The organism is Chryseobacterium culicis, assembly GCF_002979755.1.
Taxonomy (GTDB): domain Bacteria; phylum Bacteroidota; class Bacteroidia; order Flavobacteriales; family Weeksellaceae; genus Chryseobacterium; species Chryseobacterium culicis_A.
Genome location: NZ_PCPP01000002.1, coordinates 535,424 through 555,610, shown reverse-complemented (window position 1 = coordinate 555,610; position 20,187 = coordinate 535,424). Strand labels below are relative to the sequence as shown.

The 20,187-nt window shown below is 35.3% G+C and carries 22 protein-coding genes; 12 read left to right on the top strand and 10 right to left on the bottom strand.

Annotated elements, in window-relative coordinates; translation table 11 throughout:
• Positions 1 to 91: 91 nt before the first annotated feature.
• From CQ022_RS15575 to CQ022_RS15565, 3 genes are read left to right on the top strand one after another with little or no spacing between them, the layout of a single operon-like run.
• Complete coding sequence (locus CQ022_RS15575; protein ID WP_228421739.1) at positions 92 to 652, top strand: acyltransferase; 561 nt, start codon at positions 92 to 94, stop codon at positions 650 to 652.
• Entirely contained in the window at positions 652 to 1,491 is an 840-nt protein-coding gene (locus CQ022_RS15570) for a glycosyltransferase family 2 protein (RefSeq protein ID WP_105683242.1), read from the top strand. The genes CQ022_RS15575 and CQ022_RS15570 overlap by 1 nt, the downstream gene beginning before the upstream one ends.
• Entirely contained in the window at positions 1,491 to 2,645 is a 1,155-nt protein-coding gene (locus CQ022_RS15565) for a glycosyltransferase (RefSeq protein WP_105683241.1), read from the top strand. Before CQ022_RS15570 ends, CQ022_RS15565 begins: the two co-directional genes overlap by 1 nt.
• Position 2,646: 1 nt before the next feature.
• Here CQ022_RS15565 and CQ022_RS15560 read toward each other — a convergent pair whose 3' ends face one another.
• Genes CQ022_RS15560 through CQ022_RS15550 form a run of 3 tightly spaced genes read right to left on the bottom strand, consistent with a single transcriptional unit; the run spans position 2,647 to position 4,638 of the window.
• Positions 2,647 to 3,405 carry an SDR family NAD(P)-dependent oxidoreductase gene (locus tag CQ022_RS15560; protein WP_105683240.1) on the bottom strand — a complete coding sequence of 253 codons (759 nt, stop codon included), beginning with the start codon at positions 3,403 to 3,405 and terminating at the stop codon, positions 2,647 to 2,649.
• A complete protein-coding gene (locus tag CQ022_RS15555; protein ID WP_047380387.1) occupies positions 3,405 to 3,638 on the bottom strand; it encodes a phosphopantetheine-binding protein in 234 nt (77 codons plus the stop codon). The genes CQ022_RS15560 and CQ022_RS15555 overlap by 1 nt, the downstream gene beginning before the upstream one ends.
• Before the next feature lie 28 nt (positions 3,639 to 3,666).
• Positions 3,667 to 4,638 (bottom strand): 3-oxoacyl-ACP synthase III family protein, encoded by a 972-nt coding sequence (locus tag CQ022_RS15550; protein ID WP_105683239.1) that lies wholly within the window; start codon positions 4,636 to 4,638, stop codon positions 3,667 to 3,669.
• Positions 4,639 to 4,784: 146 nt separating this feature from the next.
• Between CQ022_RS15550 and CQ022_RS15545 the strand changes: the two genes are divergently transcribed.
• The 4 genes from CQ022_RS15545 (at position 4,785) to CQ022_RS15530 (ending at position 9,010) form a co-directional block, all read left to right on the top strand.
• On the top strand, positions 4,785 to 5,261 hold the full coding sequence (locus CQ022_RS15545; protein WP_228421873.1) for an acyltransferase: 477 nt from the start codon (positions 4,785 to 4,787) through the stop codon (positions 5,259 to 5,261).
• A 39-nt stretch (positions 5,262 to 5,300) separates the two neighbouring features.
• Complete coding sequence (locus CQ022_RS15540) at positions 5,301 to 6,449, top strand: glycosyltransferase (protein WP_105683237.1); 1,149 nt, start codon at positions 5,301 to 5,303, stop codon at positions 6,447 to 6,449.
• 11 nt (positions 6,450 to 6,460) lie between these two features.
• Entirely contained in the window at positions 6,461 to 7,015 is a 555-nt protein-coding gene (locus tag CQ022_RS15535; protein ID WP_105683236.1) for a serine O-acetyltransferase, read from the top strand.
• 501 nt (positions 7,016 to 7,516) lie between these two features.
• The gene (locus tag CQ022_RS15530; RefSeq protein ID WP_105683235.1) at positions 7,517 to 9,010 is read left to right on the top strand and encodes a phosphoethanolamine transferase; all 1,494 of its coding nucleotides are present in this window, start codon (positions 7,517 to 7,519) and stop codon (positions 9,008 to 9,010) included.
• Between the two features lie 4 nt (positions 9,011 to 9,014).
• Here the strand turns inward: CQ022_RS15530 and CQ022_RS15525 are convergent, their stop codons facing one another.
• Positions 9,015 to 9,626: a DUF2306 domain-containing protein gene (locus CQ022_RS15525; RefSeq protein ID WP_105683234.1), complete on the bottom strand. Its 612-nt coding sequence runs from the start codon at positions 9,624 to 9,626 to the stop codon at positions 9,015 to 9,017.
• A 133-nt stretch (positions 9,627 to 9,759) separates the two neighbouring features.
• Positions 9,760 to 10,887 carry a helix-turn-helix domain-containing protein gene (locus CQ022_RS15520; protein WP_105683233.1) on the bottom strand — a complete coding sequence of 376 codons (1,128 nt, stop codon included), beginning with the start codon at positions 10,885 to 10,887 and terminating at the stop codon, positions 9,760 to 9,762.
• A gap of 384 nt (positions 10,888 to 11,271) precedes the next feature.
• On the opposite strand from CQ022_RS15520, the gene CQ022_RS15515 reads away from it, so the two are divergent.
• The 5 genes from CQ022_RS15515 (at position 11,272) to CQ022_RS15495 (ending at position 15,816) form a co-directional block, all read left to right on the top strand.
• Positions 11,272 to 11,940 (top strand): carbonic anhydrase, encoded by a 669-nt coding sequence (locus tag CQ022_RS15515; protein ID WP_105683232.1) that lies wholly within the window; start codon positions 11,272 to 11,274, stop codon positions 11,938 to 11,940.
• Positions 11,941 to 11,961: 21 nt separating this feature from the next.
• Positions 11,962 to 12,261, top strand: coding sequence for a hypothetical protein (locus CQ022_RS15510; protein ID WP_105683231.1), 300 nt, complete (start codon positions 11,962 to 11,964; stop codon positions 12,259 to 12,261).
• A 144-nt stretch (positions 12,262 to 12,405) separates the two neighbouring features.
• Complete coding sequence (locus tag CQ022_RS15505) at positions 12,406 to 13,998, top strand: SulP family inorganic anion transporter (protein WP_105683230.1); 1,593 nt, start codon at positions 12,406 to 12,408, stop codon at positions 13,996 to 13,998.
• Positions 13,999 to 14,049: 51 nt separating this feature from the next.
• Positions 14,050 to 14,685, top strand: coding sequence for a carbonic anhydrase (locus CQ022_RS15500; RefSeq protein WP_105683229.1), 636 nt, complete (start codon positions 14,050 to 14,052; stop codon positions 14,683 to 14,685).
• Between the two features lie 204 nt (positions 14,686 to 14,889).
• Entirely contained in the window at positions 14,890 to 15,816 is a 927-nt protein-coding gene (locus CQ022_RS15495; protein ID WP_105683228.1) for a hypothetical protein, read from the top strand.
• Positions 15,817 to 15,911: 95 nt separating this feature from the next.
• Here CQ022_RS15495 and pth read toward each other — a convergent pair whose 3' ends face one another.
• From pth to CQ022_RS15470, 5 genes are all read right to left on the bottom strand, one after another.
• Complete coding sequence (gene pth, locus CQ022_RS15490) at positions 15,912 to 16,475, bottom strand: aminoacyl-tRNA hydrolase (protein ID WP_105683227.1); 564 nt, start codon at positions 16,473 to 16,475, stop codon at positions 15,912 to 15,914.
• Between the two features lie 86 nt (positions 16,476 to 16,561).
• Positions 16,562 to 17,494, bottom strand: a complete 933-nt coding sequence (locus CQ022_RS15485; protein WP_105683226.1) for a hypothetical protein — start codon at positions 17,492 to 17,494, stop codon at positions 16,562 to 16,564.
• Between the two features lie 99 nt (positions 17,495 to 17,593).
• Positions 17,594 to 18,469, bottom strand: a complete 876-nt coding sequence (locus CQ022_RS15480) for a hypothetical protein (protein WP_105683225.1) — start codon at positions 18,467 to 18,469, stop codon at positions 17,594 to 17,596.
• Between the two features lie 152 nt (positions 18,470 to 18,621).
• A complete protein-coding gene (locus CQ022_RS15475) occupies positions 18,622 to 19,359 on the bottom strand; it encodes a hypothetical protein (RefSeq protein WP_105683224.1) in 738 nt (245 codons plus the stop codon).
• Between the two features lie 7 nt (positions 19,360 to 19,366).
• On the bottom strand, positions 19,367 to 20,185 hold the full coding sequence (locus CQ022_RS15470) for a hypothetical protein (protein WP_228421737.1): 819 nt from the start codon (positions 20,183 to 20,185) through the stop codon (positions 19,367 to 19,369).
• Positions 20,186 to 20,187: the final 2 nt, after the last annotated feature.

Below are 20,187 nucleotides of genomic sequence, written 5' to 3'. Positions count from 1 at the left end.
TTTATTTGATATAAAGTATTAATTTAAAGGCACAAAAATAAGATTTATTCTTATAATTATATAAAACAAATTATATTTGTAAACTACAAATGTGAAAATAAATTCAGGTATGCTTGATGAAATTTTAGCAAAAATTCAACGAAAAGGCCAGATTTCTCGTCTCAAAAAACACCCCAATGTTTCTTTTAAAGGGATAAAACTTGGGATCAGTAATCATTTTGTTCTGCACGAAAATCTAAAAAATATTACTATTGGAAATTCCGTTAGTTTCAGAAACTATGTACATATTCTTGTGCAGCAAAATGCCACTTTAGAAATCGGAAATAATTTTTTTATGAATAATTTCTGCTCCATCAATTGTCTCGACAGAATTTCAATAGGAGATAATACATTATTCGGAGAAGGGGTGAAACTGTATGACCACAACCATGCTTACCAAACCCAGCCGGAATTCAAACTGCTCTCCTCAGAATTTACCACCGCTCCCATCAAAATAGGAAGTAACTGCTGGCTTGGAAGTAATGTGACCGTCTTAAAAGGGGTTACTATTGGAGACAACTGTATCATCGGAGCTGGATGCACCATTCATAAAGATATTCCGTCTAATACCACTGTTATCAACCATCAAGATTTAATACTCAAGGACCGGTAATGAAGTTTTCTATTCTTATTGCACATTACAACAACGCCATTTTTTTTAAAGACTGTTTGGAAAGTATCCTTCAACAGACCTATACAAACTGGGAAGCTGTAATTTTAGACGATGCCTCTTCTGAAAATGAGAAGAAAATGATCCAGGAAATGATTTCAAATGACAAAAGATTTAAATTTTTTGAAAATGAAAAAAATTCCGGTGTAGGTGTTACAAAAAGTAAACTGATTGAGCTTGCTGAAGGAGAAATCTGTGGTTTTGTGGATCCGGATGATGCCATTTCCCCTACCGCTATTCAAAAATGTATGGAGATTTTTCAGGCTAAAAAAAATACGGTACTTACCTATTCAAGGTTTATGACATGTGATCAGAATCTGAAGCCTATAGCTCCGTTCAGATCAGCTATGCAGGTTCCGAACAGAGATCCTTATTTTTTTAATTTCCCGATTCAGATTGCTCATTTTGTAACCTTCAGAAAAGCGGTTTATGAACAGACTGAAAAAATGAATCCTAATTTAAAAATAGGAGAAGATCAGGATTTATATCTTAAAATGTATGAAAAAGGGAACGTTCAGTTTATTAATGAAACCAACTATCTTTACAGAACCCATCAGGGCGGAATTTCCCAGAATGACAATAAAAAGAAATCCCATGAGTATTTTGCCCAGGTGATTTTCAATACCATGAAACGCAGAGGACTTACCACCATCAATGGAGAAAAAGTTCCTGATCAGTATACAGGTTCAGATAAAATATTTGGACTATTGCAGTATCAGCATCAGCTGCCTTTCCGTATCATGAAAAAAATAAAAATTACGTTACAATCAATCTTCGGATAATGTTAGAAAAAAAAATAAAAATTTTGTTCAGGCATCGTTCCATGGAAATGGGAGGTGTAGAAAAAGTATTGCTGGGACTTCTCAATAATCTTAATCCTGACAAATTTGAAATGACAGTATGTTTGACTCTCAACCAGGGGAAACTGCGTGATGAACTTCCGAAACATATCAGAAAAGTATACCTTACCGACGGAAAAGAAGATTTTTCCCACAACTCTCTTTTACAGAAACTTCAGCTCGTTAAAAGAAGAATAAAGCTAAGAAAACTGAAAAATTCTCCTGCCATTGCAGACCGTCTGATTAATGATACTTTTGATATTGAGATCGGGATGGATTACAGGGACTATGATGCCATTCTTAATTCTACCCATAAGAATTCCAAAAAAATAGGCTGGTTTCATTCTGAAATTAACGTTCCTAAGTTTCAGCCGTTAGTGCCGAATATTTTAAAGAGCTTTCCACAATTTGACCATATGGTATACTGCTCTCATAAGATAAAGGATATGATGCATCAGTATTACCCGAATCTCAATTATCCTGCTGAGAGTGTTATCATCAATCCTATCCCTATCGAAGAAATCAAACGTAAGGCCGAAGAAAAGCTTGAAAATTTTCCTGAAGGGCCTGTTTTTGCGTCTATCGGAAGACTTCATTCAAGAAAAGGATATCATAAACTTATTGACGCTCATACGAAGCTTATCAATGAAGGGTTTCATCACAGCATCATTGTCATTGGTGATGGTGATGAAATGAACAACCTCAAAGCACAGGCAGCCAAAAATAATGTTGAAAAGACATTTATTTTAATGGGAAATCAGATGAATCCTTATCCTTATATTAAAAAGGCTGATTATTTTATCCTTTCTTCTGAATCTGAAGCATGGCCACTGGTCATTGCTGAAGCTTTAATCCTTCAGAAGCCTATTATTGCAACAGAAGTAGGAGATGTAGGCCTTATGATCAAAGACCGGGAAACAGGATACCTCATCAATTATGAGACAGATGAAATGTATTCAGCGATGAAAACATTCCTTACCGATCCCAGCCTTGTTTCGCACATTAAAGAGAATCTTAAAACTATTGAAAGTCAGTTTGATAATAAGAAAATATTTGACAGTGTAGAAAATATTATAGAAACACTGCTCAAAAAATAAGTTATTGTGCGGAATATCCTCCGTCAATCACAAGGTTAGTTCCTGTGACCCATCTTGAGGCATCAGACAGTAAAAAAATACAGGCATTCGCTACATCTTTAGGCTCACCTATTCCCAGCGGATGCTTTTTTATAATTTCTGATGAAGCTTCTTCTCCGATATTTTCAAACATTTTCTCTAAAATTGGAGTATTGACCATCGCCGGACTTATGCTGTTAACCCGAATATTACTTCTTGATAGTTCCATAGCCAAAGAACGCGCTCCGGAAATCACAGCCCCTTTGCTGGCAGAATAAGCAGCCTTCCCCGCCTCTCCTATCATTCCTGCAACGGAAGAAATAAATACAAAACTTGAGGTCTCATCCTTATATTTTTTTAAAGATAAAATTTTAGCAATTTCAAGTCCTGCAATGACATTGACAGCAAATATATCCTGATAAAGCTGAGGGTTATGTTTCTTTAGTGGTAATGTTTTCTCAATACCGGCACAATGTATAAATCCTGCTATTTTACCTAATACTGAAATTTTATCCGCAATGATGGCTTCAAGGTTTTCAGATTGGGTAATATCTTCAGTGATGGTTTCAACTTTTGTTTCAGGATTCAGCATAGATACTGTTTTCATCAGTTCCTCATGGTTTCTTCCCACGAGAATAAGATCAGCACCACTTTTACTGCATTCTACAGAACAGCTTCTCCCGATCCCGGAAGAAGCGCCTGTAATGAGAATAATTTTATTTTTTAATGAGAAAGCATCCATTAATCTTCAAAATTTTCTTTTCCTATAACATTCATCAGGTCTGAAACGGTTTCAATATCTTTAAAATGTTTAGTATCAATTTTTTTGCTGAAGTTTTCGTCTACAAATGCAATAACAGAAAGCAAGCTGATAGAATCGTAGCTTTCCAAAGATTTTAAATTTGTTTCAGTGGTTAATGTTTCATCTTCTTCCAATTCCTCCTGTAGTTTTTCTAAAAAAACGGATGTTTTCATATTTTATAATTTTAAATGTTTTGTTCTCTTATATTTCAATAATGGTGGCTCCCCATGAGTATCCTACTCCAAACCCAGCCATTAAAACCTTATCCCCTTCTTTCAGCATTCCTTTATTCATCATATTTTTAAGAGCAATAGGAATGGTTGCGGAAACGGTATTCCCGGTTTTTTCCATATCAATATAGAACTTTTCTGCCGGAATTTTTGTTTTCTTTCTTAAATAATTCAGCATAAAAGAATTGGCCTGATGAAAAACAAAATGGTCAATATCATCCATCGTCATTCCATTCACTTCCAGTGTTTCTTTTACCAGTCCAGGGATATTTTCAATCGTAAAATTAAAAATTTCAGGACCATTCATATAAATATTTTCAGGGCTGAATTCATGTTCAGGATTCAGTTCAAAATCTTTTTTGAAAGCTCCTTTCTTCACGATAAGATTTTCTGCACCACTTCCATCTGTTCCCAGGCAAAACTGATAATCATTGCCTTCTGATTTTTCAATAATTGCAGAAGCAGAGGCATCCCCGAATATACTGCGGTTCCCTTTATCTTCAGGGTGAATGTGTTTGGTATACGTCTCTGATGTTACCAGGAGGATACTTTTTGCAATGCCTGCGGAAATTAATCCTTTTGCAAAAGCCAGTCCATACACAAATCCTGAGCAGCCAAGGTTAAAATCTATAGCTCCGATATTTTTTCTAAGCCCTAATCTGTCCTGCAAAATACAGGCCGTTGTAGGCAGGAAATATTCCGGGCTTTGGGTACAGAACAAAATAAAATCTACTTTGTTTCTGTCATAGTTTTCAAAAATTTTTTCTGAAGATTGTACAGCCATATCCAGTACGGTTTCGCTGTCAGAAGAAATATGACGTTGGGAAATACCTACTTTCTCCTGGATACGTTCGGAGCTCCATTCAGGGAACTGTTTCTCAAGGTCTTCGTTAGTTAACACCTGCTGAGGCAGATAATATTCTATTTTTGAAATTTTCATCATATTAATAAATTCTCTTTCTTTGCAAAAGTAACGAAAACAAATTTACACTTGTGATGATTTTTATATTCAGAATCCTATTAAAAATAGACTCCCTCTACCATACTTTTTTGAACAGAGGCAGCCTTGAAGTGGCTAAATATAGAGGGATGAAAGTAGGAAAAAACTTTAATATGCCTGATAAAGTGTATTTCGGAACTGAACCTTACCTTATCGAAATTGGTGATCATGTAAATATTGCCGGTGATGTAAGGTTTGTGAATCACGGGGGAACAACCACCTTGCTCAGAAGACTTCCAGGCTATGAAGATGCAAGGATTCTGGGAAGAATAAAAATTGGAAACAACTGCACTATTGGACTTAATTGTGTGATCATGCAGGATGTTCAGATTGGAAACAACTGTATTTTGGGCGCCAACTCTGTATTATCACAGTCTATGCCTGACAATACGGTCTTCATCGGAAACCCGGCACAATTTCTGTGTACTATTGAGGATTATGGTGATATTGTTCTTAAAAACAACCCGGAATATCCTCGTGAACTGGAGAAAGACCGAAAAAAACTGGATGCTTATATCAAAGAAAATCTTCCTCACAAGTATAAAAAAGCAAGAAAAATTAAATAAATTTAATCTTGCCAAATCATAAAAAAGAAAAAAAGCAAATTGAAAAAGAAAAAACTCCTCATTCGTATAGGTTCATTACGTCATGGTGGTGCTGAGAAAGTATTAATCAACTTTTTGAAAAATCTTCCTCCTGATAAATATGAAGTCGACCTTTTACTTAATCTCTATTCGGGGCTCTATCTTAAAGAGGTTCCGTCATGGGTGACCCTGTACTATTTGACGAAAGGAGAAATGATAACCACCAACAGGCTGCAGGATATTCCTGTGAAAGCATACAGGGTGCTTTATCAGAAGATGTTTCTTTGGTTTCCTTTCCTACTTTATAAATTTGTTTTAAAGAATAAAAAATACGACGTAGAGATTGCTGCCATCCATGCGATGCATCAGGAAATTCTCTCCAGTCCTCAAAAAGATTCGAAAAAGATTATCTGGGTACAGAATGATATTTTCAATTTAAAAGGATATACTCCGGAAGTCATCAGACAGTTTTTCAAGTTTGACAGAATCCTCGTTATTTCCAACAAACTTCAGGAAGGGATGTATGAATTGGCTAAAAACGACGCAGAAAAAGCATCCGTGATTAAGATCTTTAATCCGATTGACAAAAATGACACGTTAAGAAAGGCAGATATTGAAGTTAATGACTACCCTTTCAACAGTGATCTTCCTACTTTTGTAACCGTAGGAACAGTATACCCGCAGAAAGGATATGACAGATTGCTTAATGTTCATAAAAAACTGATTGACGAAGGGCTTCAACACCAACTCCTGATCATTGGTGACGGATACGACTTTGATACTATTCAAAACCAACTTGATACCTTAGGGCTTCAAAATACTGCCAAAATGCTTGGCTTCAGCAGTAATCCGTATCCTTATATGAAAAAGGCAGATTTTTACATTATGTCTTCACGACACGAGGGATTCCCTACGATTATAGCAGAAGCGCTTATCCTCAATAAACCTATTTCTGCAACAGACATTTCCGGCATCAGGGATCTTCTTCAGGATGGAAAGCTGGGAAATATCACACCCAATTCCGAAGAAGGAATATATGAAGGAATGAAAAAGTTTCTTACGGATAAAAATATCACTGAAGAATACAAAAAGCAGGTATCAGAAACTGAGCTTCCGTTTGTTTTGGAAAAATCTGTAGAACACCTTCAGAAAATAATTGACGAAGTATAAAAATATTGACGATGGCCGATTATTCTATCATTCAAAAAGATTTTTACCGGGAAAGCGGAAAATGGCTTTCCACTTTTCAGATCTGGAAAAAATGCATTCATCCGAATCTTCATTTTGTCTATATTCTGAGAAAGGCTCAGAAATATCAGAAAATTCCTTTTTTGAATACTTTCTGGAAAATTGTACTGAGGCATTATCAGATCAAATATGGTTTTCAGATTTACCCTGAGACCCAGATCGGCGAAGGTTTTTATTTAGGGCATTTTGGAAGCCTTGTCATTAATCCCAAAACAATTATCGGGAAAAACTGCAATATTGCTCATGGAGTCACGATAGGTCAGCAGAACCGTGGAAAAAATGAAGGTTATCCGGTTATTGGCGATGAAGTATGGATCGGCACCAATGCCGTTATTGTAGGAGGAATCACTATCGGAAATAATGTATTGATTGTTCCTAATTCTTATGTCAACTTTGATGTTCCCTCCAATTCTGTTGTCATAGGAAATCCTGCTAAAATTATCCCTACCGCAGATGCAACAAAGGATTACATCAACCGTAAAGTATAGTAAATCCAATAGTTATAGTAAAAATTCTACTTGCATTTATCGGTAATTTCGTGTACATTTGAAAAAAATGTATTGTTTGGTTATATAATAATAACACAATCATCAATTTTAAATAAAATATGATATTTTATTTTTGATGAAACCTATCCTTCAATACCACTTGTTCTGAAAAAAATCGCTTAATATTAAAAACACAACCCAGACTTATTATTAATTTTTTAAAATAATTTTTGATGAAAAAAAATACTACCCAAATATTCCAATTCCTACTTATACAATCAACTCTATAAAGCGGAAAAAGACATACCGCTCTAAACCATAACAATTTATCTTCAAAAGTTTCTTTTTTGAGTTGATGCAATATCTATAACACTCAGGAATTATTATCTGATAGTAATTCTTTTCATGCACTCCATGATTCTGATATTCGGCAGGCTCTTCTGGAAACTCTAAGAGGAAGATGATATAAAATTTATCTTAACAGCCCAGACACCCACAACCATGTTCAAAAAAATAGTTCCCATTCTTCTCATTATAATATACCTAACGGGTTTTTTGATTTCATTCCCTTATATCTTTGATAATCTCTTTGGGGCTGAAAAAACAGACAGTATCCGGAATATTTTTGAGTATGGAATTATGTTTTCTTCGTTTCTGGTATTCAATGCACTTCTTTTTAAGAATAAATATACAACTGTCATTGCTGGTATTCTCTGTTTATTGCTAAGCATTAACTTTCTGATCTCAGTATCCTGTTTTCTTATTTATCATTCCGGATTTAATGTAGGAATGGCCATCAGTATTCTTGAGTCTAATCCTGATGAAGCCATGAGCATGTCTTATATGTTTATTCTTCCGGTCATCTTATTTTTCATTTTTCTGGGAATGGTAGTGTACTCGGTGAATTACCTAAAAACAAGTGTGGTCAAGTTTGATGCTAAATTTATCATTATTGCATTACTGTGGCTTATTTTACCCTTCGGATATCACCTTAAACACACCTATGTAAGCAATAAAGGTGGAGGTAAGATGATCAAGAATGTATATTATCATTTATCGGATTTCAATACTGCATTGAATATACAGAGAGATATTAATGAAATAAAAAAGAATATTCCGGTTTTCAATATCAAAAAAGTACAGCCTGGAATAGAAAATGTAATTCTTATCATCGGAGAATCGGAAAGAAAACAAAACATGTCCCTGTATGGCTATTCTAAAAAAACAACTCCTTATACAGATCAACAGGCCGAAAACATGATGATTTTTGATCATGCTGTTTCTCCTGCAGGAATTACGAACCTGAGTGTCCCATTAATGTTATCCAGCATTCATCCGGATGAATTCAGATATCGTTATGATAAACTTTCCTACAATATCATTAATCTTGCCAATCAGAGTGGCTACAATTCTTTTTGGCTCAGTACACAGGCAAGTGCAAGAGGAATTACAGCCATAGCCTCCATGTCTAAAAATAAAAAATGGGTCAACGGCTACGATGAAGTAATTGTTCCTGAGCTCAAAAATGTAATACAGAAGAATGAGAATAAATTTGTAGTTCTTCACATTATGGGAAGCCATCCAAACCCATGTAACAGACTTCCTCCTAACTGGAGTTCCGGAGATCTTAACTGCTATGACAGCTCTATCAAATACACGGATTATGTTTTCAACAATATTTTCAAAACGCTGAAAAACACTAATTCTGTGGTAATTTATGCTTCAGATCATGGCCTTAAAATACAAGGAGACAAATTATTGCACGTAGACTCTAAAGAATCTACTCAGGTACCGTTTTTTGTATGGTTTGGAGACAAAGTTCCGGCAAACTACAGAATTACCGGACATGAATCCCAACAGACCCAAACTACTTACATCTATCCTCTGATCATGAAATATATGGGGCTGGAAGCTCCTCAACACTATAAAAATGAAGGAAATAAGTATTTGAACTTAGAGATGAAGAGTATGGAGTATAGTCAACTACCGGAATAGAACCTTATTCTGAAATTGCAACCGTTTTTGTATTAATAAAATAGGCCATTAACAGATTGGGAACCCAACACAGCCACGCTACTGCAATATAAGAGCTTTCAGCATCTCCAGTAATCTTTGTCAGCAGAGGATACCATAGCCTCAGTGTCACTGCAGCAAAGGTGCAGGCATAACTATAGGTCATGAATTGCTGATGTTTACTGACATTCCCTTTTCTGATCTGTATAACCGCTGCAAGAGTAGTCACCAGCCAGATTAATCCCAAACTGATGAACCCTGCCGATGAAATTAATCCGCCATTCGCATAAAAGCCCATATAAACAGCCGAAACAGAGCTAATAACCACTGCAATCACATAGAGTTTCCCAATGATGCGATGCACCCTGATATTTTTATTGCGGAATGATTTCCCAAACTGAGACCAGCCAATAAAAAGTGCCAGCCCACCCAAAATAATATGAGAGAAAAAGGCGGATTTCCAGATAACATTATGGAGAACTTCTGATGATTTTGAACCCAGAAAAGTATATTTTTGTTCTACAAAAGCGTAAATAAAAGGATATAATCCGATAAGTAATGCCAAAATACCCATTATTACAAACAGTAACTTTTTCATAGTTGTCAATTTAATTTTCTGTAAAAATGAGCATTATAAAAGTGTCAACTGTTCCAAAATGAAAGGTGGAACCTATTTATAAATCACTAGTAATAAATCGTTTACAAATTACCAACCAGAAATATCAACAAAATCATTCCATATGAATGCTTTGGCTTTTTAAAAATTCTGTGGGTGAGCAATTCATGTATTTTTTAAAATTTCTGTTGAAAGAAGTTTTAGAATTGAATCCACATTCAAAAGCCAATGAAAGAATTGTATATTTTTGATTTTCCTGAAGTACTACAGTCCGTTTAAATTCTTCAATACGCTGTCTGTTGATATAATCATAAAAATTTTTCTGCTCCATAGAATTAATGACCTGAGACAATACATTAGGGTGCACCTCTAATACTTTGGCAATATTGTTCAGATTAAGTTCCGGGTCTTTGTATAGTTTTTCGTGTTCCATTTTATACACGAGCTTTTCATAAATAGATTGTATGGCCTCATCACCCGGAGAATTTTTCTGATATTTTACCATTTCATGATCCTCTTCCTTATCCTCTGTCATATCAATACTAACAGGCAGATCCAAAATCCCCACCCGACTGATTCCAAAGTAAGCCGCCACTACAATGAATAGAACAACGATGGAAAAAATAAGAATATCATTTCTAATAACGACAGCAATCCATATGAAAGCGATACCTGCAATAAGATAATATAACCAGTTCAGATTAATTTTCTCAGTATTTGAGTATTGGCTGGATATTCCTTTCGTATATTTCCTGACAGCAAGAAGGCTTAAAACAACATATACAATTCCTGATAAGATCATAAGATATTTAATGACCTTACTTAATGATTTACACCCGTTATTCCCATTCTGATAAGAAGCAAGCTTATCCCAGGGAGACAACATCAGAAGTGGAGATAACAATATACAGATCATCAGAACAGGAATACCATGCAGCAACGCTGTCTTCACACCAGGATTTCTTCCTGTTACACACAGAACATATACATACAGCATTGGCCCATGAACAAAGGGAAAGATCACTTCAAAACCAAGAAAATAAGGATACTTCACATAGCTGCCGGAAAAAAACAGCATAAATAATATAAGATGTATTCCTATAATCAAAAACCAAACTGCCAGTACATAATCTGCCATTATTTTTTTGCGTTTCCCCAGAATCAAAAGAGAAGAAAAACAGGCAATAAAAACCCCTGCCAGGTAAAATAAGGATGGTAAAGATGGCAATCCAAAATCAGACATTCAATGAATAGATTTATCAGACCTTTAAATTATTCATTTTCTGATATATTTCGATGATTTTTTTAAAGCTCAAATCCAATACATCCATGAACCGATAAATAATTAAGAATATTTTAATTCACAAATCTCAAATTTTCATTTATACTTCGTAATTTTATCCTAGCTTTTTAAACGTTTGGATTACCTTATAGATGTCAATATGTGTAAAGCAAAGTATATAGGAATATTAGATATGATTTTAAGCATATTTTAATATTAAACTTTGTTAAAAGTGTTTGACTTTTTAACAAAAAGTATATTTTTGCATAATTATTGATTTAGTCTATTGATTTTGAAAATAATTTAAACGAAATAAATAATTATAAACTTTTAAAATTTAAAATTATGTCACAATCGTACGAGGTTATTTTCGAAAACAATAAAAAATGGGTAGAGTCAAAGTTAGCTGAAGATCCAAATTTCTTCCATGAGCTTGCAAAAACTCAGCATCCGGATTATCTGTATATAGGATGTTCAGATAGCAGAGCCACTGCAGAAGAGCTGATGGGAGCAAAACCGGGAGAGGTATTTGTTTACAGAAACATTGCCAATGTTGTTAATACTTTGGATATGAGTTCCACAGCTGTTATTCAGTATGCTGTAGAACATCTGAAAGTAAAACACATTATTGTTTGTGGGCATTACAATTGCGGAGGTGTAAAAGCAGCGATGACCCCTCAGGATCTTGGATTATTAAATCCATGGCTGAGAACCATCCGCGATGTTTACAGACTGCATCAGGCAGAGCTGGATTCTATTCAGGACGAAAACAAGCGTTATGACAGACTTGTAGAGCTTAATGTTCAGGAGCAGTGCATCAACGTGATCAAAATGGCCTGTGTACAGGAAAGATACATTTTAGAAGAGTATCCTATTGTTCACGGGTGGGTATTTGACCTTAGAACAGGTAAAATCATTGATCTGGAGATTGATTTTGAGAAAATCTTGAAAGACATCCAAAAGATCTACAATCTTACAGGTTCTGATTGGGTAATGAGCAGAAAGACCAAGTAGTTTTTCTAAAAAGAAGGTAAAATGAAATTCTGGAGTATTATTGTATTAACGTTTTTTCTCAATTTCACAGCGCTGCCAGGCATTGCTGCAGTTGCAGGCTGGGATATTGCGAGAACGAATATAATAATCAATGAAGAAGAGCCACATTCTCACCCATCCTCATTCATTGTTTACGAAAAGACAATTCCGAAACCTTTAGATGTTTTCGATTATCTGAAGTTTTCTGAACCTGATGTTCAGGGCGTGTCTTTTATTCTGATTGATGATTCTTTTCATCTTTCACCTTTACTTACTATATTTTCTCCTCCTCCGGAAGCGTAACTCCTATAGTTAGATTTTTTTGATACTATTTCCATATCATTTTTGATATCGGATACGCATGTACTTTAAAAATTATTTTTTTCAACTTTTATAATTGACTTATTTAAAAACAGATAAGCCGGTTATACCTTACAGCTTCACATTATGAAAAAGACATCATTAATAGGAGGAATCAAGGAAAATTTTCCTTCAGGACTCGTGGTATTTTTAGTAGCACTTCCGTTGTGTTTAGGAATTGCTTTAGCATCAGGTGCTCCCCCATTATCCGGTATTATTTCCGGTATCGTAGGCGGCCTGGTAGTAGGAACAATCAGTAATTCAAATATTTCAGTATCAGGACCTGCAGCGGGTCTGACGGCTATTGTTTTAACAGCAATAACAGATCTTGGCGCATTTGAACTCTTTCTGTGTGCAGGAATTATTGCAGGACTTATTCAATTGGTTTTAGGGTTTGTAAGAGCCGGAAGTATTTCCAACTATTTCCCGAATAACGTTATTGAAGGAATGCTGGCAGCCATAGGAATCATTATTATTTTAAAACAGATTCCGCACGCTTTAGGATTTGATAAAGATTATGAAGGTCACGAATCTATTTTTGATAACGGCCTGAATTTCGGATATTTTACAGAATTATTCGGAGCTATTCATCCGGGAGCCATTGTTATTACTTTAGTTTCTGTAGCCATCCTTATTGCATGGGACAAAATCCACGTACTGAAAAGGATGAAAATGCTTCCGGGAGCATTGGTGGCAGTAATTGTAAGTATCCTTTTGAATCAACTCTTTAAGATGTCCGGAAGTTCTCTGGCTATCGAAACCCAGCATTTGGTTTCTTTACCGGTTCCGCAGACTTTTGATGATTTTAAAAATCTGATCACCACTCCGGACTTTAATGGTTTTACCAATCCTAAAGTATGGATTGTAGGGGCAACGATTGCCATTGTAGCTTCTATTGAAACGTTACTTTGTATTGAAGCTTCGGACCGTTTAGACAGACAGAGAAGAATTACAGATACCAATCTTGAACTTAAAGCTCAGGGAATAGGAAACCTTATCAGTTCATTTATTGGTGGCCTTCCAATGACTTCTGTAGTGGTAAGAAGTTCTGCCAATGCCAATGCCGGAGCAACCTCTAAAATTTCCTCTATTATTCATGGAGTCTTTTTATTGATCTGTGTGCTTTCAATTCCTGTTATTCTAAATTTAATTCCATTAGCAACATTAGCTGCGGTATTAATTTTAGTGGGATATAAATTGGCAAAACCAGCTACATTCAAACATTTCTGGCACTTAGGAAAATTCCAGTTTATACCGTTTGTAGCAACCGTGGTAGCTGTAGTGGCAACAGACCTGTTAAAAGGGGTAGGAATTGGTCTTACCATCTCCGTTTTCTATATCCTTCAGGGAAATATGAAAAGAGCTTACTATTTAAGCAGAGAAAGGCTGGATGACGCTGATGGGATCAATATCAAACTGGCAGAAGAAGTATCATTTTTAAATAAGGCAGCCATCAAAAAAACACTTAAAAATATAAAACCCAACTCTACAGTGATCATAGATGCGAAAAGTACATCCTACATTGCAACCGATGTGTTGGAAATGATTCAGGACTTTGCCAATATCCGTGCCAAGGAACAAGACATCAATGTAGAACTGATAGGGTTTAAAACTTCATACAGAGATTACGAAAGAAGTGAGGACTCTCACATTTTAGTTACGCATAAAAGAGCTATGTAATCTCTATAATTAATTAATTTTTTTAACTTTAAATTCGAAAACAATAAAAATATGAAAGCACATACATACGAAACACAGTCAACTATTACTCCTGAGAAAGCATTAGAATTCTTAAAAGAAGGAAACCAGAGATTTGTAAACAACCTTAAGGCAAACAGAGACCTTCTTGAGCAAGTGAACGCTACCCGTGAAGGACAGTGGCCTTTTGCAGTAGTTTTAAGCTGTATAGACAGCCGTACTTCTGCAGAGCTTATCTTTGATCAGGGATTAGGAGATGTATTCAGTATTAGAATTGCTGGTAATTTTGTTAATCAAGATATTTTAGGGTCTATGGAATTCGGTTGTAACGTTGCCGGTTCTAAGCTTATCGTAGTGTTAGGACACACGAAATGCGGAGCTTTGAAAGGAGGTCTTGACGCGGCACAAATTGAAGGACTGGGAATGGATAACCTGAACCACCTTATCAATCATTTCAACCCTATCATCAATGACATCATTGAAGAGAACGAAGAACGTTCATCAAAAAACAGCTCACTTCTGGAAAGGCTTAATCATCAAAACGTAAAAAGTGCGATTGAAGATATCCGTAAGCAAAGTTCAACACTTAAAAATCTTGAAGCAGAGGGTAAAATTAAAATTGTTGGAGCAAATTATGATGTTGAGACCGGTGCAGTAACCTGGTTATAAGAAGTAACTTCATTAAATTTCAATTATAATTTACAGAAAATGCCATCGAAATTCGGTGGCATTTATTTTTTGTTCCAAATCAAGGTATAATTACCTTGTTGAAATTTCATTTCAAAGAAGCTTTTTTAATTATCTAAAAATAATTATATATTCGTGCTGCTGAGAAAATACTCTCACAAACCATGATTACAAACTCAAAAGAATATGATTTTTCCAAAAGCAAAAAAAATAGCCAGAGACCTTGGATGGCATAAAACAAACCATAAGGTGTTCGGACTTTACAAAGGCTATTTTTTCAATGTTTCAGATGCAAGTATAATACACACTCCTCAATACAAATATGTTTCAGTAACAACCGGCAATTTGACCGAGGAACAAAGGCAAAAAATCAAAACAGAGCTGACGATAAACAAAAAAAGATTAAAATTTACTTTCTTTGATATCAGAGAAAACACTATTTTTTTCAAGTTCACTGAAAATATAATGCCGACTAAAATCAGCACTGTTTATGTTCTGTTTGACTTTTTAGTTGGCTTATTAAAAGACTTAAGCATACCGGAGCAAAGCAATTGTCATAGCTGTAAAACAAATGAAGGAATTAACTATTACGATCTGAACCATACTGGTGTACTCCTTTGTGATCATTGTTTTAAACAGACAGATGATAAATTCTATGAAATTGAAAAGGAAAGAATTTCAAAAGAGAAAAGCTATCTGACAGGATTTTTAGGGTCCGTTGTTTTTTCAATTCCTGCCATTATCATTTGGGTCTTATTTGCTGTATATTTTGGAGCTATTTCTTCAGGAATGGCATTTGTTATTGGCCTTCTTGGTTTTTTAGGTTATGATTATTTCAAAGGATTTCGTGGAAAACTGACAAGATATATCATCTTCTTCACAAGCATTATAAGCATATTTGCAGCCAATATTATCACTGTAATGGCTTTATTAATAAAACAGGGACTCACAATTAACCAGGCGATATCTGAGTTTCAAACAAACCCTGCAGCAAATGAAATATTTATGCAGAATATTATTGTATCTTTTATATTATCATGTATTCCTTGGATATGGATATTGTTTATCAGGAAAGATGATAAATTAATTATAAAACCAGCAGAAAAATTTTAGAAGTACATAAATAAATGACTGCCTCAATAATAAGGCAGTCATTCAATATGATAAACTGTATTTTAATTTCAGAACTTCTTTATCCTCATTAGAAATTATTTCCCGTTAAATGCAGACATTGTATTATTCAAGCCTGCGAAAACGAAAGAAAGACTTGCCTTGGAAAAGGTTTCAATTCTCTCCGAAAGTTTTTCTGTTTCTTCTTCATTCCACGTGCCCAGAACATAATCTACCTGTCTTCCGGCAGAAAAATCAGCAGAGATGCCAAAACGCAGCCTTGCATAGTTCTGAGTCTGCAATACTTCATTGATATTTTTAAGTCCGTTATGCCCTGCATCAGAGCCCTTTCCTTTCATTCTTAAAGTTCCGAAAGGTAAAGCCAGATCATCGGTTACGATCAGCACATTTTCCAAGGGAATATTTTCTTTCTGCATCCAGTATTTCACTGCATTACCAGAAAGGTTCATATAAGTATCCGGTTTAAGAACAAAAACTTTTCTGCCTTTGTACTTTCCTTCTGCCAGCCAGCCAAAATTGGAGGTATTGAATGATACTTCGAGAGTTTCAGCGATTTTTTCAGCTACTTTAAAACCTATATTATGTCGTGTATTTTCATATTCTGAGCCTTTATTACCAAGCCCGACAATTAAATATTTCATCAGAAATTTTTTGCAAAATTAAGGGATAAAAAATAAAAAACTCAATCTTAGGAAAGATTGAGTTTGAATATTGTTAAAAAATTCTTCTATTGTGGTTTATAGATGTAATTAACGCCATATCCTTTTGTCATATAAGTCTGAGGATCATAAACGTAATTGGTACTCTTCACAATCGGAGTTGGAATAGGTGGTGTAAGATCTGTTACCGACCATCTCTTAGGGTTGTTTGGAGATAAAATAAGACTTTCTTTATCATTGATTACTGTAGATAACAATCTTGAGATTTTATATACATGTGGCAACAATGTGAATGGACTTACCTGATCATCGTATGCATAGTACTCGTAGCTATATTTTCCAGTAACAGCACCAAATACTCCTCCTGTCATTGTTCCGTAATTTCTTACCACTTTAGATACATTGTCTCCTACGTAAGTATAAGCTGTTTTAGAGTAATCTGTGAAATTAAGTGGAGCTCCCGGAACATCTGGTCCGTTCTTCATAATGATTGAATCCAGCTTTCCTGTAGCAGTACTGTACTTAACCTGATAAGCAGTTTTCTCTTTTTTCAGTAACGTCTGTGGTCCCGAAGGGCCTCCCGGTATTACAGGCGGAGGTCTTCTGAAGGTTGAACGGCTTTCAGAAATCAGCTGAAGCTTATTGTTATTAGCATAAGTGAATAATTGAGTATACGATACACTGTCCTTATCAAGTTTTCCGTTTCCGTCAAGATCCAGGAAACCGTTGAAATTAATCTGGCTGATTTTATCACCACTGTACATAATATCAGTGATGGAAGCACTGTCTGTGAGTACTTTAGTCACAAGAAGTCCGCTGTAGTGATATTCTGCGATAGTATCTTTATCTGTAATTTCTCTGTATAATGCTCTGGGACCGCTTAGTCCTCCTGTATTGTTAAGATCCAACAATGGATTTCCGTCCTCATCCAGCATGTCCTTGCAAGAATGTATTGAGGAGAAACCTGCGATCAGTAAAATAAAATAGAAAATTTGTTTCATTTCCTTGTAATTGATTATTTTTTTGACAAATATAATTTTTTTTTGCCTAAAAATTGTATTATTATTTATATTCTGGTAAGATTAATAACTATATTTCTCCTATAAATTTTTATAGGTAAAAGTTAAATTCTGATTTTTCTCAACAACCACATATCCTTGATTATCATAAGAATAGCTTTGCGCAGTATTAACAGGAGTGGCGGGTGCCGGTAATTCTATATACATTGAAGTAGGGTTATTCGGAGATATTTTATAGAACTGAGCCGGATTGATCAGACTTCGCGCGATGAAATAAGCTGTTGGAAGTGTGGAGTACGGACTTTTCTGAGCATCATAGTTCTGAAAGCTATACTTACTTATTACAGCCGTACCCATATTTGGACTTCCGTTGATATCCAATAATCCTTTGGAACAAACTACTTGAATTACATTTTCTCCGCTATACACAAAAGCATAGTTGATAAATTTATTATAAGCACTTATTCCTCCTTCTTTTCTCTTCTCAAGAATCTTGGTAAGCCTATTGGTAACCGGGTCATAGGTAAATGCATAATCACTCACCACTGAAGCGGAAGGAGTTGCTCCCGTTGTAGTGGATGTGGCATTATAAATCTTTTTACCTGTAGCATCGGGAACAATATTAAATTCATAAACAAGGCTGGATGTTGCTGAACTTACAAATTTAATTTTAGTGATATTTTTGTTAGTATACGTTACCGTTCCTGTGTAATACGCACTTCCGGCAAAAGATTCATCTTTAGACACAGCAGTCTGCAGGTCTCCGGTTACAGCTGTTGTAACATAGTCTTCCTGAGACATATTATTCGAGCTCACCTTTGCTAAAACCCTTTTAGGAGGTGGTCCATCATCCGGATTCGGGATAGATTCTGTAGGATCTGAAGTAGTATTACATGCTGTCAGCAGCCCAAGAAAAGCAATACCGGCAAACATTTTTAAAAAATAGTTTTTTACCATATAGAATTTTTTTAGCTTGTCCAAATATAATTCAATTTTCGATAATACACTTCACTTTATCTGAACAAATTCACAAGAAATAGAGTTAATAAACAAAAAAAATCTAAAAACATAACGTTTTTAGATTTCCTATTATTGTATTATGATGAAAATTAATAAGGCTGCAATATAGAGGTTGTCAAAACAGACTGTGACATATCGCTATTGAGGAAGGTAGTATTCACCGCAGTTCCTACTCCAAGTGTTGATCCGGAAATAGCTCTTTTTGTACAGGCAACTTTAACTTTATAATCATTTTTAGGCATAAGATTAGTCAGTGTTGCATTAAGATTGAAAATTTTATATGCTCCTGGATCACCAAGCAATACGTCAGTTCTTACGGCTCTCAACACATCGTCTACAAATACCCCACAGGCAAAACTTGCAGAATTGGAGCCTGTTTTCTGTACTGTTGTTTGAAACGAAAAAGTGGCTTTATTCGTTTGATTGGTCACAGAGAAAGTATCCATTGTTCCTGTAAGTACAGACCAATTCGCATTTAATGGATCTCCGTCACCGTAAGGGTTAGTTGAACCATTATTTCCTGAAAAACTAACTCCTGTCTTGTCTGAAACCGTATTTATTGAAAATACAGACATACTTCCTTGTCCGTCAGCAATTTTTATTGCTTTCCAGTCATTGGTGTTTAAATCTGCATTATTATGCAGGATATCACCTGCTGTTCCGGCAGATCCTTTCAGTATATCAGTACCTCCTGTTCTTAATTCTTTTCCAATATTCAGATCTCCGTTTACATCCAGCATATTCGTTGGATTAGGAGTATTAATTCCCACTTGTGCAGTTACTATAACAGCTAAAAGAAGTGATGTTACAAATAGTATTTTTTTCATGACCTGCTTAGTTTATAATTGTGTTAAACACTTCTGGAACTTCATATACGTCAACTTTTAGAGATGACTGGGCAATAAAGTCATTAATGTTAGAATATCCATTAATTCCTATCGAAAGTTTATTGCCGGAAGCTCCGTAAGAACCCAATCTTGTACAGGCAACGTCTACCGTATGATCTCCTTTAGCAAGATTATCTACAATCCCGATCTGAGTATGGGTAAGAAACGGATGTGTACTGGTAATGGCCTTTAAATTCCTTTGTCTCAGGTTCACCAGTTTACCATCTACAAAAATACCACAAGCATAATCTATTGAAGTATCTACTGATCCTACTGCTCCAAAGTCAGCCTGAACCACTGTTTCGAACTGGAAGTAAGCCTTACTTTGAGTACTGAATACACTGATCGTCTTTGAAAGATTCGTAATTTTTTTAAAACCCGGAAGACTGTTAAGTTCTTTTCCTTTGGTAAAAGTTGCCCCTCTTGAAGCGAAACCTACCGTAGAATCTTCTGAAGAGGTAAAGGTAACTCCTACTTTATCTGAAAAGGAGTTATTGTAGATCAGATAAAATTTATTCGGTTCATATTCAGGAATACGAAGGGATTTCCAGATTGGCGCAAAACCCTCACCTCTGGAAACCAAAAGCTGATCATTATTTCCCTGAAATACGGTGTTATCTGTGGCATTAAAAATACCAATCTTATTTCTGAAGTTGGCATCTCCGTTTACATCAAGCTGTGCTTTTGGGGTATCTGTTTTTATTCCTACCTGAGCTGTTGCCAAAAGTCCTATGCTAAAAAGCAGTGTTGATAATAGTTTTTTCATCA

What these genes read in the sequence shown, in the direction of transcription:
- CQ022_RS15570 (WP_105683242.1), top strand. Translation starts at nt 652, where the DNA reads ATGAAGTTTTCTATTCTTATTGCACATTACAACAACGCCATTTTTTTT.
- CQ022_RS15565 (WP_105683241.1), top strand. Translation starts at nt 1,491, where the DNA reads ATGTTAGAAAAAAAAATAAAAATTTTGTTCAGGCATCGTTCCATGGAA.
- CQ022_RS15560 (WP_105683240.1), bottom strand. Translation starts at nt 3,405, where the DNA reads ATGGATGCTTTCTCATTAAAAAATAAAATTATTCTCATTACAGGCGCT.
- CQ022_RS15555 (WP_047380387.1), bottom strand. Translation starts at nt 3,638, where the DNA reads ATGAAAACATCCGTTTTTTTAGAAAAACTACAGGAGGAATTGGAAGAA.
- CQ022_RS15550 (WP_105683239.1), bottom strand. Translation starts at nt 4,638, where the DNA reads ATGATGAAAATTTCAAAAATAGAATATTATCTGCCTCAGCAGGTGTTA.
- CQ022_RS15545 (WP_228421873.1), top strand. Translation starts at nt 4,785, where the DNA reads ATGAAAGTAGGAAAAAACTTTAATATGCCTGATAAAGTGTATTTCGGA.
- CQ022_RS15535 (WP_105683236.1), top strand. Translation starts at nt 6,461, where the DNA reads ATGGCCGATTATTCTATCATTCAAAAAGATTTTTACCGGGAAAGCGGA.
- CQ022_RS15530 (WP_105683235.1), top strand. Translation starts at nt 7,517, where the DNA reads ATGTTCAAAAAAATAGTTCCCATTCTTCTCATTATAATATACCTAACG.
- CQ022_RS15525 (WP_105683234.1), bottom strand. Translation starts at nt 9,626, where the DNA reads ATGAAAAAGTTACTGTTTGTAATAATGGGTATTTTGGCATTACTTATC.
- CQ022_RS15520 (WP_105683233.1), bottom strand. Translation starts at nt 10,887, where the DNA reads ATGTCTGATTTTGGATTGCCATCTTTACCATCCTTATTTTACCTGGCA.
- CQ022_RS15515 (WP_105683232.1), top strand. Translation starts at nt 11,272, where the DNA reads ATGTCACAATCGTACGAGGTTATTTTCGAAAACAATAAAAAATGGGTA.
- CQ022_RS15510 (WP_105683231.1), top strand. Translation starts at nt 11,962, where the DNA reads ATGAAATTCTGGAGTATTATTGTATTAACGTTTTTTCTCAATTTCACA.
- CQ022_RS15505 (WP_105683230.1), top strand. Translation starts at nt 12,406, where the DNA reads ATGAAAAAGACATCATTAATAGGAGGAATCAAGGAAAATTTTCCTTCA.
- CQ022_RS15500 (WP_105683229.1), top strand. Translation starts at nt 14,050, where the DNA reads ATGAAAGCACATACATACGAAACACAGTCAACTATTACTCCTGAGAAA.
- CQ022_RS15495 (WP_105683228.1), top strand. Translation starts at nt 14,890, where the DNA reads ATGATTTTTCCAAAAGCAAAAAAAATAGCCAGAGACCTTGGATGGCAT.
- pth (WP_105683227.1), bottom strand. Translation starts at nt 16,475, where the DNA reads ATGAAATATTTAATTGTCGGGCTTGGTAATAAAGGCTCAGAATATGAA.
- CQ022_RS15485 (WP_105683226.1), bottom strand. Translation starts at nt 17,494, where the DNA reads ATGAAACAAATTTTCTATTTTATTTTACTGATCGCAGGTTTCTCCTCA.
- CQ022_RS15480 (WP_105683225.1), bottom strand. Translation starts at nt 18,469, where the DNA reads ATGGTAAAAAACTATTTTTTAAAAATGTTTGCCGGTATTGCTTTTCTT.
- CQ022_RS15475 (WP_105683224.1), bottom strand. Translation starts at nt 19,359, where the DNA reads ATGAAAAAAATACTATTTGTAACATCACTTCTTTTAGCTGTTATAGTA.
- CQ022_RS15470 (WP_228421737.1), bottom strand. Translation starts at nt 20,185, where the DNA reads ATGAAAAAACTATTATCAACACTGCTTTTTAGCATAGGACTTTTGGCA.